Here is a 12,939-nt window from a genome sequence, read left to right as displayed (position 1 = left end):
CACCCTGAAATCAGGACTGCCAGAGAAAAATGAAGAGGTGCGTTATGTTAAACATCAGGAACCTGACAAAGCAGTACGCCGGAGGCAAAAAGGCGGTAGACGGGCTGACACTGGATGTGCAAAGCGGCGAGATCTTCGGCTTTATCGGGCATAACGGCGCTGGAAAGACCACGACGCTGCGCGCTGTAGCCGGGATACTGGATTTCGACGAGGGAGAGATCACTATCGACGGTAAATCCATTACCAGCGAACCGGTTGCGGCCAAGCAGATCATGGCGTTTTTGCCGGATAACCCGGACATGTATGAGTTTTTAAGCGGCATTGCCTATTTAAAGTTTATCGCGGATATCTACGGTATCCCCAAGGAGAAGCGGGAGGCGCTGATCGCCAAATATGCCGATGCCTTTGAGATGACCGGCGCCCTGGGCAGCCCGATCGCCAGCTATAGCCACGGCATGAAGCAGAAGCTGGCGCTGATCAGCGCTTTTATGCGCCAGCCCAAGCTGCTGATCCTGGATGAGCCCTTTGTGGGGCTGGACCCCAGCGCGGCCCATCTAATGAAGGGCTTTTTGCGCGAGCTGTGCGATGCGGGCGGGGCGGTTTTCTTCTCCACCCACGTGCTGGAGGTAGCCGAAAAGCTGTGCGACCGGGTGGCCATCATCCGGAACGGCAAGCTGGTCGTCCAGGGTAAAATGGCGGACATCGTGGGCGATTCCTCGCTGGAGGAAGTGTTTCTGGAATTGGTCGAACAGGGCAAGTAGGCGGGGTGAAGCGTAATGAAAAAGTTTTGGACCCTATTAAAGCTGGATTTTAAGGCCCTGCTGATGAACAGCAATATGGGCGGCCGGCGCAATAAGCGCCGGGCGGCAACGGGCCTGGGTGCGTTGATCTTGATCTGTGCGGTCATGCTCTACATTTCGGGCATCTATTCGTTTATGTTTGCCCAGGTGCTCTCTCCGGTTGGCGGGCTGGACATCATGCTGATGCTGATGGCGACCCTGGGCGCGGTGATGATGTTCGTCTTTACCGTGTTCAGCGCACAGGGAGTCGTATTTGGCGGAAAGGATAAGGACCTGATTTTTTCGCTGCCGGTAAACGCCTTTACAGTCATGCTCAGCCGGGTGTTTGCCGTGTACCTTGAGAATCTGGTCATCGGGCTGTTTCTGGCCGTGCCGGCGGGCATTGCCTACCTGGTCTACGGCGGCGCGGGCGGCGTCGGGTTTTTGCTGCTATTTTTAGTAGGCATGGCATTTTTGGCGCTGCTGCCTACGCTGCTGTCCCTCATCGTGGGATTTGTGATCTCGCTGATCTCCAGTCGTATGCCCAAAAAGAAGCTGATCAGCAATATCCTTTACTTTGTGGCACTGGCGTTGCTGATGGTATTTGCCTTTAGCCTTAACGCCCAGATGACCGGGATCACCCAAAACCCGGAGGGGATACGCTTAGCGCTGCAGCAATACGTGTTCCCGGTGGCGCTGATGCAGCAGGCGGCCTGCAATGCAGACCTGTTGGCGCTGCTGGCGCTGATAGCCATCAGTGTATTGCCCTTTGTGGCGCTGGTGTACCTGTTCTCCCGGTGCTATAAAAAGGTGATCACAGGCCTTGGGAGCCATCAGCTGCGCAGGGATTATAAGCTGCGCGAGGTAGCGGCGGGCAGCGCCTTTGGCGCGCTGCTCAAAAAAGAGTTTAGCCGCTACACGGGTTCTTCCATTTATCTGATGAATACGGCCTTTGGCATCGTATTGATGCTGGGCGGTGGGATCTATTGTCTGTTTGCCAGCGGCCAGATCGGCGATATGATCGCGCAGATCGGCCTTGATACGCAGGTGATCTTCCCCATGGTGCTGGCGGTCATCCTGTTTATGGTTTCCACTTGCTGCACCACGGATGTATCCATCAGCCTGGAGGGCAAGACGCTTTGGATTTTAAAAGAGGCTCCGATCGATCCTATGGAGCTGTTTAAGGCGAAAATTTTGCTTAACCTATTGGTTGCGGTGCCGGGTACGGCGCTCAGCGCCCTGCTGATCGGGCTGGCCTTCCACTTTACAGCGGCACAGACGCTGATGCTGATCCTTTTGCCGGCGCTATTCTCAGCGCTGGTGGCGGTCTTTGGCCTGATGGTCAACCTTTACCTGCCCAAGCTGGATGGCACCAGCGATGCGATCATCGTCAAACAATCCATGAGCGCCTTTATCGGCATCTTTGGGCCGATGCTGTTGGCCATCGGCCTGGGGCTGTTATATGCGTTTGCCTTGAGCGCGGTGATGGCCTTTGAGAGCTTTTACGCGATCTGCTGCGGCGTACTGGCGCTGGCTATCGCGGCGCTTTGGGGGTGGATGCGCAAAAAAGGGGTCAAACTCTTTTTAGCGCTGAATTAAAGCGTCGTATAAAACGGCGGCACCGCAAGGGATGTGCGGCGCCGCCGTTTTAATACTGATCGAGCAGGAATATCCCGATATGAAATTTTTACATATTGGGCGTACAATGGCCATAATAAGGGTAGTAGGGCTGGGAATGGCCCTGGAGAGAGATGGGTATGAATAAAAAGAACTTGGTCGTGCGCAAAGCGGTGGTGGGGATGGCGATTCTCGCTGCGCTGCAGGTACTGGCGCTGGGGGCGCTGGTGATCCTGCTGATAAACGATGAGGACATCGCCTGGCTGGGCGGCGCGCAGGGGGCGCTGCTGGTGGCTGCGCTGCTGGTGATCCTCAACGGCATCCTCGCCGTGCGGGAGACCATGATGCTCTGGGGCAGCCGCGAGCGCAATGAGATGCTGATCGATACCGTGGGACAGATGGAAAAGCTGAACCTGACGCTGCGCGCCCAGCGGCACGACTTCTTAAACCATCTGCAGGTGTTGCACGGGTTGATGGAGATGGAGGAATATGCCGCGGCGGACGAGTATATCGGCGATATTTACAGCGATATCAAGCGCGTCAGCCGGATGATGCGCACGGCGCAGCCGGCCGTCAACGCGCTTTTACAGGCAAAGGCGGGCGACTGCGAGCAAAAGGGCCTTCAGTTTGAGTTGCAGGTGGGCACCCGGCTTGAGCACCTGGCCATCGAGCCTTGGGCGCTGTGCAGGGTGCTGGGCAACCTGATCGACAACGCGGCAGAAGCGGTAATGCTTGCACAGTGCAAGGGGACGATCCTGGTCGAGCTGAGCGAGGATCTAAAAAGTTACCGGATCAGCGTGCATAATAATGGCCCCGAGATCCCCGCTTCCCTGCGGGAGCAGATCTTTAAACCTGGGTTTTCCACCAAGGGGGACGAGCGGGGCATGGGGCTGGCCATCGTTTCGCATATTTTAGAGGAAAACGGCGGCAGCATCGCGCTGCAATCCGATGGAAACGGCACCACTTTCTCTTTGCGGCTGCCCAAGGCATGACAATTGGGACGCGTGGGTGTATCTTTGGCGCGCCTGGCCTTGTGCAGATCGGGCCGCGCCTCTATACTGAATATAGATGTTGGAAAGGAGGGTCGCCGATGTTGGAGGCATTAACAGCCATCGTATGGCTGCCCATTGCCATGATCGTCTTTGGCGTGATCTTGGTGATCGTGGAGATGTTTATACCGGGCTTTGGGGTGCCGGGCACCCTGGGGATCATTTTACTGATCGCGGGCATCGGCCTGCAGGCCAAATCGCTGATGGAAGCGATTCTATTGGTGATCATCGTACTGGCGGTATTGGGCGTTGCCCTGGCGTTTGCATTGCATTCGGCCACCAAGGGCATTATATCAAGGACGCCGCTGATCTTAAAAGCGCGCCTGAACCGGGAGCAGGGCTTCCGCTCCACGGAGGATATGGAGGTCTTTTTGGGAAAGGTGGGCAGAACCTTGACCACCCTGCGGCCTACCGGCAGCGCAGATTTTGATGGCGTCAAGCTGGACGTGGTCAGCGATGGGGAGTACATCGAACCGGGCTGTCCGGTGGAGATCACCAAGGTCGAGGGCCGGCGGATCCTGGTGCGGGCGCTTGCCAAAGAGCAGGCTTAGTGTAAATCCGCGCTGGACTGTAAACAGGAATTGGGTTGCACCTTCTCGAATATAGAGAGGGACGAGATAGGTTTAACGACAAAAAGGGAGGTACCCCATATGCCAATGGAAATCTTATGGATCATTATCGCCGTGGTGGCGGCGATCATCGTTCTGACCATCTTCTTCACCTTTGTTCCGCTGGGGCTGTGGATCAGCGCCATGGCGGCGGGTGTAAGGGTAGGCATCTTTACGCTGATCGGCATGCGCATCCGCCGCGTGGTGCCCTCGCGCATCGTCAACCCCATGATCAAGGCCGTTAAGGCGGGGTTGGATGTGCAGATCGATAAGCTTGAGGCGCACTACCTGGCCGGCGGCAACGTGGACCGGGTGATCAACGCCTTGATCGCCGCGCAGCGCGCGGATATCCCGCTGGAGTTTGAGCGGGCCGCCGCCATCGACCTGGCCGGGCGGGACGTGCTCCAGGCAGTACAGATGTCGGTCAACCCCAAGGTCATCGAGACCCCGGTGGTGGCGGCGATCGCCAAGGACGGCATTGAGCTGCGGGCCAAGGCGCGGGTAACGGTGCGCGCCAATATTGACCGGCTGGTCGGCGGCGCGGGGGAGGAGACGGTCATCGCCCGCGTAGGCGAGGGTATCGTTACCACGGTAGGTTCTGCTGAGACCCATAAACAGGTGCTGGAAAACCCGGATCTGATCTCCCGCACGGTGCTCTCCAAGGGCCTGGACGCGGGTACGGCCTTTGAAATTCTCTCTATCGACATTGCGGACGTGGACGTAGGGCGCAATATCGGCGCACAGCTGCAGATGGACCAGGCCGAGGCCGACAAGCGTATTGCCCAGGCCAAGGCGGAGGAGCGCCGGGCCATGGCCGTTGCCAAAGAGCAGGAGATGCAGGCCGCGGTGCAGGAGATGCGCGCCAAAGTGGTGGAGGCCGAGGCCGAAGTGCCCAAGGCCATGGCCAGCGCGCTGCGCGAGGGCAAGCTGGGCGTGCTGGACTATTACAATATGCAAAATGTGGTAGCGGATACCGGCATGCGCGATTCGATCTCCCGCATGGGCGCTCCCAAAAACGACCAGCCGCAAAAGTAACCCCTTAGGGCGGCCGGGGCAAGGAGCCTAGATAAATGGACGTTTTAGTATTTATCATCATCGTGATCGTGGCGATCGCCTCAAGCGCGGCAAAAAAGTCGGGCAAGAATGCCCAGAAACAGCCGCCGCAGACGGGTGCGCGCCGCAATCCGGCGGTGGATGAACTTAACGAGCTGATGCAAAAGTACAGCCAGCCGGTGCAAAAAGAGGTTGAAGAGATCCGGCAGGACCCGGAAGTGCAGGCCGCGGGCGGCAGGATCGTCGATACGCTGCAACAGGCCCTGCAGGATCAGCCCTGGCAGGCTGCCGTATCCGCCGCGGTGCAAACGGCGGTGGAGAAAAGCGCCCGCACTAAGCAGACAGAGCAGGGCAGTCTGTTGCAGGCCCAAGGGCAGGGCAGCCATATCCTTGGGGACGGAACCCATTCGCCTGAGGGGTGCGAGACGCTGAGCACCCAGGGCAGGGGGCCTGGAGGCTCTCTGGGAGAATCGGCCATGGATATTGAAAGCCGCAAAATTGCCCTGGAGCGGGAACTGCGCAGGCGGCAGGACGACTATGCGCCTCCGCAGGTAGCGGCGGCCATGCAGGTGCACGGCAAGGCGCAGGATACGGTGATGCAGCTTGAGCTGGACCGGGAGACCCTGTTGCAGGGGATCGTGCTGAGTGAGGTGCTGGGTCCGCCGCGCGGGCGTAGACCCTTCCGGCCGGGCGGCTATGCCAATATCAAGTAGAAAAAGGGCGCGCGGCAGCTTTGGCCGCGCGCCTTGTCTTTGGGTGAAAGGTGGCGTATCCATTGAATATCCGAACGATGGTGGCAGACGATGACGCGGGGATGCGGCTGCTGCTTAAAAAAATCGTGGAAAAAACGCCGGGATTTGAAGCGCCTGTGGAGGCGAAAGATGGGCTGGAGGCGCTGGAGCTGTTTGAGCGCTACCGGCCGCGTCTGGTGTTTTTGGACATTGAAATGCCGCTGCAAAGCGGGGTGGAATGTGCCAGACGCATTCAGGATATCGACCCGCGCGCATTCATCGTGTTTGTAACGGCACATGAGGAGTACATGCGGGAGGCCTTTGAGCTGTATGCCATGGACTATCTGGTCAAACCCTTCAAGGTCGCCCGGGTACAGGAGACGCTGGAGCGGATGCGCCAGATCGAGGCGGGCGAATATTTGAGGGGCATGGATCCTGCGGCATCGATCTCGGCAGGGACGCGCCTGGTCATCAAGCGCAAGGAGAGCGTGCAGGTGGTGGATACTGCCGAGATCATCCTCATCCAGCGGGAGGAGCGGCAAAGCGCGATCTACACCGTGGGCGGACGGGTGCTTTCGGGCGATACCCTGTCGGAGCTGGAGCGCCAGCTGCCGCCGGACCGGTTTTTCCGCAGCCATAAATCCTACATCATCAACGTAGGCGCTGTTCAGGGCATTTATCCCTATGGCCGGTGGACCTACATCGTTAAACTGCGCGGCCTCCAGCAGGATGCGCTGCTGACCTTTGAGCGCTATCCGGAGCTGATGCGGCGGATCGGCGGGTAAGGGACAAAGCCGAATGTAAAAGAGATGAAAAATAAGGAGGGCCTTCCGGATGGAAGCCCCTCCTTATTTCGTATAAAATCAAATGCAGCGCCCGCTGGGAATAAGCGCTTTTAGCGCTCCAAGCGTACAAGATACTCCGTGGTTCCCTCCTCATACTTCCTTTTACCGGTGAGGTGAAAGCCCCTTTGCAGATAAAAACGGAGCGCTCTTTCGTTTTTCTCCAGAGCCCACAAAAAGGTGACCGCATGATGCGCGATGGCATAATTCAATAACTGGGCGCCGATGGACTGGCCTTGTAATACCGGCTCGACAAACAGCTTGACGACCTCGCCACCCTCAATGCGGATAAAGCCTTTTACCACGCCGTCATCATAAACATAAGTGTTTTTTACGTTCTCCTGCGTACGGCGGTAATTCTCTACCGCGTTTGCAACCGTCAACTCGCCAAAGTAGTAGGCGTCATCCCGGAACACCGGGTAAAAGTTAAGGCGGTAATTAAATACCTCGATCTCGGCAAGCCGCGAGATGTCCTCCAGGGTTGCCGGGCGGATATTATCCATACGCGTACCTCCGAAGATCAGAACTAGATAATATTATCATGGCCAGAGCAAAGGCGCCTTAGGTGAAAAGCGAAGCCCTGCGGCAGGGCGAATCTCCGCTGCGCTAGTCCTCCGTTTGTGGGGCGGCCTGGGGGCCGATATGCACTTTGGCCTCTAACACCCTGCGGCCATCGGCCTTGAGTACGGATACATCCAAGTTTTGGTACTGGAAAGTATCGCCTACCCGGGGGATACGCCCCAGGTAATCGGCGATCCAGCCGTTGACGGAGTTGAACTCTACTTCCTCATCCAGCCCGGCCAGCTCGAACAGATCGTCCACATCCGCGCTGCCCAGGACCCGGTAGTAATCGCCGCCCAGGGGTTCAAAATCCTGAACGACTTGATCGTGCTCATCCCAGATTTCGCCCACCAGCTCTTCGATGATGTCCTCCAGGGTGATCAGCCCCAGTGTGCCGCCGTATTCGTCCAGCACGATCGCCATGTGGGATTTAGACTGCTGAAGCTGTTGCAGCAGCTGTGAAATTTTGACCGTGGGCGGGATAAAGGGCACTGTATACAGCACGTCAGTCAGAGGCTGATGCTCGCGCAGGATGAGCTTAAAGAAATCTCGCTGATGTAAAACGCCTATGATGTGATCCAGATCCTCGTGATATACAGGCAAGCGCGAATAGGTATTATCCATAAATGCGGACATGATCTCCTCTGGGGTTGCCGTATCGGCGATACCGGCAATCTCGGTACGGGGCGTGCAGATATCTACCGCGTCCAGATCGTCAAATTCGATGGCGCTGCGGATCAACTCGCCCGCCTGGGTATCGATGCCGCCCTCCTGCTGGGCCTCCTCCACCAGGGTAAGCAGCTCCTCCTCGGTAACGCCCGCATCGTTCCCGCTTTTAAAAAGCCGGCCCAATAGCTTTTTCCACTGGGCAAAGAGAAAATTCAAGGGTTTAAGGAGTATGCAGCACATCTTCAGCGCAGGCGCGGAGAACATGGAAAAGCGTTCAGGATGATCTTTGGCCAGACTTTTAGGCGAAATCTCGCCAAAGATCAACACCACCACAGTCATCACGATAGTGGAAAGCGTGACCCCCATATCGCCAAAAGCCTGGGTGAAGATGATGGTTGCTAGAGAGGCCGAGGCGATGTTGACGATGTTGTTGCCGATCAGGATCGTCGAGAGCAGCCGGTCGTAGTCCTCGGAAAGATGCAGGACAAGCGCCGCGCGTTTATCGCCCTGCGCCGCCATGTTTTTGATGCGAATGCGGTTGAATGTAGAAAAAGCCGTTTCCGTCGCCGAAAAGTAGGCGGACATCGCCACCAACGCGACTAAAACGAGAATGATGATATACTGTGTTTCCAAAAAGCAGCCGTCCTTTCTTTATATACAAATGCTATAACAAATGTGCAAAAAAGGGCGGCCGGTCAAAGCCGGTAATCATATTCCTGCAGGGCTATCTGGATATAGCGCGGGCGATAACCGCCAAAGGCGCTGCCATTTTGCAGGATAATCCCCGCGCAGTGCGCGCCGCAGCCATTAAGGGTAAGAAGTGCCTTCAGGTAAGGGCAAGGTCGTCCGGTACTGTCGTCAGACATGGTACACCATCCTTTTTTAAGTGAAATTGATTCAATTATAAGCGAAGGCAGGGGTTTGCGTCAATAAAAGCAATACAAAAAGCCCTATGGACGGCTATGCCGCCATAGGGCTTTGTATAGGCGTTACTTCTTTTTCTTGGGCTTAGGTTTGGCCGTGGTGAACCGGCTGCTCAGCTCCGGGTCATCCCAGGGGGTGCGCACCCGCGGATATTTTTTCAGCGCCTGTGCATACAGGGCCTCGCGCTTGCGCCAGATAAAGTAGGCGATCAGCAGCCCTGCCAGATACCCGACGATAAACTCGATCACCAGGTAGAGATAAAACGCGTCCATAGCGTAAAAGCTGCCGCCGTAAAGGGATACGCCGATGGCGATCCAGATCAAGGCCATGACGAGAAACAGCACTGTGCCGATGGCGCCGGACCCTACGCGGACGATATATTTTTTAAGCCCGCGGCGGTGAGGCTGCTCCCAGGCGGAGATAAAGATGTCGGCGTTTTCTTTTGTATCGATCGAATATTTGGCCATTAGTAGATTCTCCTTATTTTTTTGCGCTAGCGTAAATTTCCTGCAGAACCCGCTGGGCGCCGCTGCGCCGGGGTTCGCGGCCCATAGCTGCCACGTACTGGCCCCGGTTCTCCCACAAGTCCAGCAGGGCGGCTACCAGCGTCTCTCCGGTCATCTCCTCCTGAGGAAGGACTTTAGAATAGCCCGCTTTTTCAAAATTCTGGGCGTTGAGCAGCTGATCGCCCCGGCTGGCGGCCAGCGGCAGCGGGATCAATAGATTGGGCTTGCCCAATGCCAGTAATTCAAAGATCGCATTGGACCCGGCCCGGGAGAGCACCAGCGAGCAGAGGGCGAACAGGTCCGGCAGCTGGTCGGAAACGTATTCTCGCTGAAAATAACCCGGCGTGTTTTTTAGCTTGGGGTCCAGTCCGCCCGCGCCGCAAAGGTGGATGATCTCAAAATGCTTCAGCAATTCGGGCAGCTTTTCCCGCAGGCAATCGTTGATGGCCTGCGCGCCCAAACTCCCCCCCATCATCAGCAGCACGGGTTTGCGCCCGGGGAGCCCGGTAAAGGCCAAGCCGGCTTTCGCATCGCCGTTAAAAAGGCTTTCTCTCATCGGGGAACCGGTATAGACTGCCTTGGCGCCGATGGATTTTGCGGTTTGTTCAAACGATGTGAGGATCTTTTTGGAAAAGGGGGCACACAGTTTATTGGCCAGCCCCGGCGTCAGGTCCGATTCGTGCAGCACAGTGGGAACGCCGCAAAGCGAGGCGCCGATTACCGCCGGGACGGAAACGAACCCGCCTTTAGAAAACAGCACTTGGGGGCGCAGCTTGCGCATCAGCCTGGCCGATTGCCCTACGCCCTTGATGACGCGGAAAGGATCGCGCAGGTTTTTAATATCCAGGTACCGGCGCAATTTACCTGAGCTGATGGCATGGTAGGTCACCTCTTTATAGGCGGCCATCAGCTCCCGCTCGATCCCATCGGCCGTGCCGACGTAGTGGATTTCCCAGCCGTCCTTTAAGAGCTGCGGGATCAACGCCATATGGGGCGTAACATGGCCAGCGGAGCCGCCGCCGGTCAATACGATTCTTTTCATAAAAGTCCTCCGTTCGCCAAGTGGGTAAATCCCTTGCGTTACTATTTTATTTCCCGCAGGAAGCAAAACATTCCAAAAGATACACGTACCTTTTATTGTAGCGGATTCAGCTGAAAAATCAAGCAGCTTTCCTTTGCAGGTACTACTGGCAGCATTAACTTGCAAAATTGTTGTGTTTGCAGTAGAGTGAAAAATATATATTTAAAATTTGGGTTTTCGGCGGAGGAAATAATGGAGAAAAGCAGTGAAGAAATAAAACTGGAAAATAAGCTGGCGAAACTGCGTGGAGAGACGGCACCAGAACCGCAAATGACAAACTGGAAGACGCCGCTTGGATTGGCTATTTTTCTTTCATTTAGTTTTGCATTTAATATAGCTGTTTTTGGACCTGCGGAGATCTATTTTTCAAATTCCTCCGATTTTTGGTTTGGCCCTCAATCTATTTTGCCGGTAATTGCGGCTATTTTTTTAATTGTTTTTGCAATATGCTTTGTTTTTTGCAAATTTCTTCCCGGAAAAGTGAGCGGTGTGATGGTCTCACTGATTTTCTCGGGTCTAACTGCGTTATATCTTCAGGGAAATTTCATGTCCAACGGATACCCGATCATGGATGGTGAAGCGATTCCGTGGGATGAGATGATAGGACGCGGCTGGCTGAATATGGCCATTTGGACGGCTATTATCGTCATTCCGCTGGTGATTTTTCATTTCCGCAAAAACATATTCCGCACACTGGTAAAGGCTGGATCACTATTGATCCTCGGTATTGAAATCGTTACGCTGATTACGCTGGCTGTGACGGAGTCTTTGCCATCGGGGACGAACAGTTACCTCTCGACGGAGGATATCTATAAAATGTCCCAAAAGGAAAACATAGTTGTTATTGTTTCGGATACATATGAGGCTGAATATATGCGCTGGACTTTGGAAGACCAGCCGCAGGTTGCCGAGATGTTAAGGGGTTTTACATTTTATGAAAATACAACAGGAGTATCTACAAACACATATTTATCCATGGGCACGCTGCTGAGCGGCGGCGAAGTATTTCCTGTAGCCAAAGATGCCAATGCCGGCATGCGGGATTGTATGAGCAGCGAAACCAGCTTGGCCTTCCATAAAAATTTACATGATTTGGGTTATGATATCAATTATTATACGGATGGAAGGTTTATAGGCCCTAATGAAGCGGGGATGGTTGATAATCTAGTTGTACAATCCGTCGTACCCAATGCGGCGGCCTTGACCCGGGTCAGCAAACTGATTTACAAATTTACATGCTTTAAATATATGCCGCATTTTTTAAAACCACGGTTTGTTGTGGATACCGCTGCTTTCGATCAGGCAAAGGCGGAAATTGAAGATTACCCGCTTTATACGTTTGACGATCAGAAATTTTATAACGATCTCAAAAATCGAGGGATTGATCCAACTGCTGAAAGAGGACAATATATCATCTATCATCTATCGGGCGTGCATGCTCCCTATGTGGAAGACCGCAATTTTAATCCCGTAAAATATGATGATAACGTTTCGCTGGCCAGCCGGCGCTATGAGAAAAGCTTAAGCCAAATGAAAACGCTTCAAGAAATGATCCAGCAGATGAAAGATGCGGGGGTATATGATAATACCCATATTATTTTTACTGCTGACCATGGCAATAGAAATCGTTTCAATCCCGTCTTTATGGTTAAACTGGCGGGAGATGAATCGGATTTTAAGGTGTCGTCGGCGCCCGTTTCGCTGGCTGAGGACTATCCACAGCTGATTAAAGAACTGGCAATGGGTAAGGGGACGGACGCGGCATTGTTCCAGATACCAGAAAATGAAAAACGCGAGAGGTTTGTTTACAGTTATTTTAGCTTAAGTGGATATGGCCGGAACAATGATTGCCGGATCACCATTGCCATAAACGGCCATGCGGAAGATATGGACAGCTATGAAATTGTAAAAGATGAGTATGCTGCCGATGAAAGTGAAAAAGAAGAGTATCAGTTAGGAGATGTGATCGGAAACATAGGCCCGAATTGCGAAAATGCGCATGTTCTTGGAATCGATGCGGAGAACGCCGCCTTTTCCAAGACGGCTTCGATCTGTTTGAAATTTACTGAAAAACCCCAAGCCGATATGGAAGCGGTGATTAATTTGAAAGAGGTATTCGGCGAGGAACAATCGATGACGATTCGCGCCGGAGACAAGATGCTTTTTAATGAAGCGGTGCCACAGGGACACAAATCAATTGTATTTAACATACCAGCAGATACTGTGGCAGACGATGGAACGTTGACATTAAGTTTTGATTTCCCGGATACACATGAAAGGATAGAGGATTTTGAAGGCCTATGGTGGTTTGTTTACCAATCTTTTGCCTTTGATACATTGACGCTGAATACAAGTGAATAGTATGGCTTTTAAAGAGCGTTATAAAACAATAATATAAATAGGGCTGGTAATTGCTCCGGAAAGCTTTATAATAGAAACAGGGGGAATTCTGTCTGTTTTTAACCGGCCCTTTTTATCTGGCGGCCGGAAGTTCTGCGCGGCTTGCCTTTCCGCGAAGG

Annotated in this window: 13 protein-coding genes; 8 read left to right on the top strand and 5 right to left on the bottom strand. The window is 54.2% G+C overall.

What is annotated here, in order from left to right; translation table 11 throughout:
* The first annotated feature begins 44 nt into the window (after positions 1-44).
* From H8699_RS04110 to H8699_RS04080, 7 genes are all read left to right on the top strand, one after another.
* Positions 45-761, top strand: a complete 717-nt coding sequence (locus H8699_RS04110; protein WP_249284602.1) for an ABC transporter ATP-binding protein — start codon at positions 45-47, stop codon at positions 759-761.
* A 15-nt stretch (positions 762-776) separates the two neighbouring features.
* Positions 777-2,378 carry a hypothetical protein gene (locus H8699_RS04105; RefSeq protein WP_249284601.1) on the top strand — a complete coding sequence of 534 codons (1,602 nt, stop codon included), beginning with the start codon at positions 777-779 and terminating at the stop codon, positions 2,376-2,378.
* Positions 2,379-2,536: 158 nt separating this feature from the next.
* A complete protein-coding gene (locus H8699_RS04100) occupies positions 2,537-3,388 on the top strand; it encodes a sensor histidine kinase (RefSeq protein WP_249284600.1) in 852 nt (283 codons plus the stop codon).
* 98 nt (positions 3,389-3,486) lie between these two features.
* Positions 3,487-3,996, top strand: coding sequence for an NfeD family protein (locus H8699_RS04095; protein ID WP_138295169.1), 510 nt, complete (start codon positions 3,487-3,489; stop codon positions 3,994-3,996).
* Between the two features lie 105 nt (positions 3,997-4,101).
* Positions 4,102-5,088 (top strand): flotillin-like protein FloA, encoded by a 987-nt coding sequence (gene floA / locus H8699_RS04090; protein ID WP_138295252.1) that lies wholly within the window; start codon positions 4,102-4,104, stop codon positions 5,086-5,088.
* Between the two features lie 35 nt (positions 5,089-5,123).
* Positions 5,124-5,819, top strand: coding sequence for a hypothetical protein (locus tag H8699_RS04085; RefSeq protein WP_249284599.1), 696 nt, complete (start codon positions 5,124-5,126; stop codon positions 5,817-5,819).
* Between the two features lie 62 nt (positions 5,820-5,881).
* Positions 5,882-6,622, top strand: a complete 741-nt coding sequence (locus H8699_RS04080; protein WP_249284598.1) for a LytR/AlgR family response regulator transcription factor — start codon at positions 5,882-5,884, stop codon at positions 6,620-6,622.
* Between the two features lie 110 nt (positions 6,623-6,732).
* On the opposite strand, the gene H8699_RS04075 is transcribed toward H8699_RS04080, so the two are convergent.
* The 5 genes from H8699_RS04075 to H8699_RS04055 form a co-directional block, all read right to left on the bottom strand.
* Positions 6,733-7,182 (bottom strand): GNAT family N-acetyltransferase, encoded by a 450-nt coding sequence (locus H8699_RS04075; RefSeq protein WP_249284597.1) that lies wholly within the window; start codon positions 7,180-7,182, stop codon positions 6,733-6,735.
* 103 nt (positions 7,183-7,285) lie between these two features.
* Positions 7,286-8,542: an HlyC/CorC family transporter gene (locus H8699_RS04070; protein ID WP_249284596.1), complete on the bottom strand. Its 1,257-nt coding sequence runs from the start codon at positions 8,540-8,542 to the stop codon at positions 7,286-7,288.
* A 62-nt stretch (positions 8,543-8,604) separates the two neighbouring features.
* Positions 8,605-8,775 carry a hypothetical protein gene (locus tag H8699_RS04065; protein WP_249284595.1) on the bottom strand — a complete coding sequence of 57 codons (171 nt, stop codon included), beginning with the start codon at positions 8,773-8,775 and terminating at the stop codon, positions 8,605-8,607.
* A gap of 123 nt (positions 8,776-8,898) precedes the next feature.
* Entirely contained in the window at positions 8,899-9,300 is a 402-nt protein-coding gene (locus tag H8699_RS04060; RefSeq protein WP_249284594.1) for a hypothetical protein, read from the bottom strand.
* A 13-nt stretch (positions 9,301-9,313) separates the two neighbouring features.
* Positions 9,314-10,381 carry an undecaprenyldiphospho-muramoylpentapeptide beta-N-acetylglucosaminyltransferase gene (locus H8699_RS04055; protein WP_249284593.1) on the bottom strand — a complete coding sequence of 356 codons (1,068 nt, stop codon included), beginning with the start codon at positions 10,379-10,381 and terminating at the stop codon, positions 9,314-9,316.
* Between the two features lie 231 nt (positions 10,382-10,612).
* Between H8699_RS04055 and H8699_RS04050 the strand changes: the two genes are divergently transcribed.
* Positions 10,613-12,781 (top strand): sulfatase-like hydrolase/transferase, encoded by a 2,169-nt coding sequence (locus H8699_RS04050; RefSeq protein WP_249284592.1) that lies wholly within the window; start codon positions 10,613-10,615, stop codon positions 12,779-12,781.
* The last annotated feature ends 158 nt before the right edge of the window (positions 12,782-12,939 follow it).

It is taken from the genome of Luoshenia tenuis (assembly GCF_014384745.1).
Classification (GTDB): domain Bacteria; phylum Bacillota; class Clostridia; order Christensenellales.
This window is presented reverse-complemented; position numbering and strand designations above follow the sequence as displayed.

Bases quoted from the DNA above. Each gene is read 5' to 3' on its own strand.
- H8699_RS04100 (WP_249284600.1), top strand. From the start codon at position 2,537: ATGAATAAAAAGAACTTGGTCGTGCGCAAAGCGGTGGTGGGGATGGCG.
- H8699_RS04055 (WP_249284593.1), bottom strand. From the start codon at position 10,381: ATGAAAAGAATCGTATTGACCGGCGGCGGCTCCGCTGGCCATGTTACG.
- H8699_RS04110 (WP_249284602.1), top strand. From the start codon at position 45: ATGTTAAACATCAGGAACCTGACAAAGCAGTACGCCGGAGGCAAAAAG.
- H8699_RS04050 (WP_249284592.1), top strand. From the start codon at position 10,613: ATGGAGAAAAGCAGTGAAGAAATAAAACTGGAAAATAAGCTGGCGAAA.
- H8699_RS04075 (WP_249284597.1), bottom strand. From the start codon at position 7,182: ATGGATAATATCCGCCCGGCAACCCTGGAGGACATCTCGCGGCTTGCC.
- H8699_RS04105 (WP_249284601.1), top strand. From the start codon at position 777: ATGAAAAAGTTTTGGACCCTATTAAAGCTGGATTTTAAGGCCCTGCTG.
- floA (WP_138295252.1), top strand. From the start codon at position 4,102: ATGGAAATCTTATGGATCATTATCGCCGTGGTGGCGGCGATCATCGTT.
- H8699_RS04060 (WP_249284594.1), bottom strand. From the start codon at position 9,300: ATGGCCAAATATTCGATCGATACAAAAGAAAACGCCGACATCTTTATC.
- H8699_RS04095 (WP_138295169.1), top strand. From the start codon at position 3,487: ATGTTGGAGGCATTAACAGCCATCGTATGGCTGCCCATTGCCATGATC.
- H8699_RS04065 (WP_249284595.1), bottom strand. From the start codon at position 8,775: ATGTCTGACGACAGTACCGGACGACCTTGCCCTTACCTGAAGGCACTT.
- H8699_RS04085 (WP_249284599.1), top strand. From the start codon at position 5,124: ATGGACGTTTTAGTATTTATCATCATCGTGATCGTGGCGATCGCCTCA.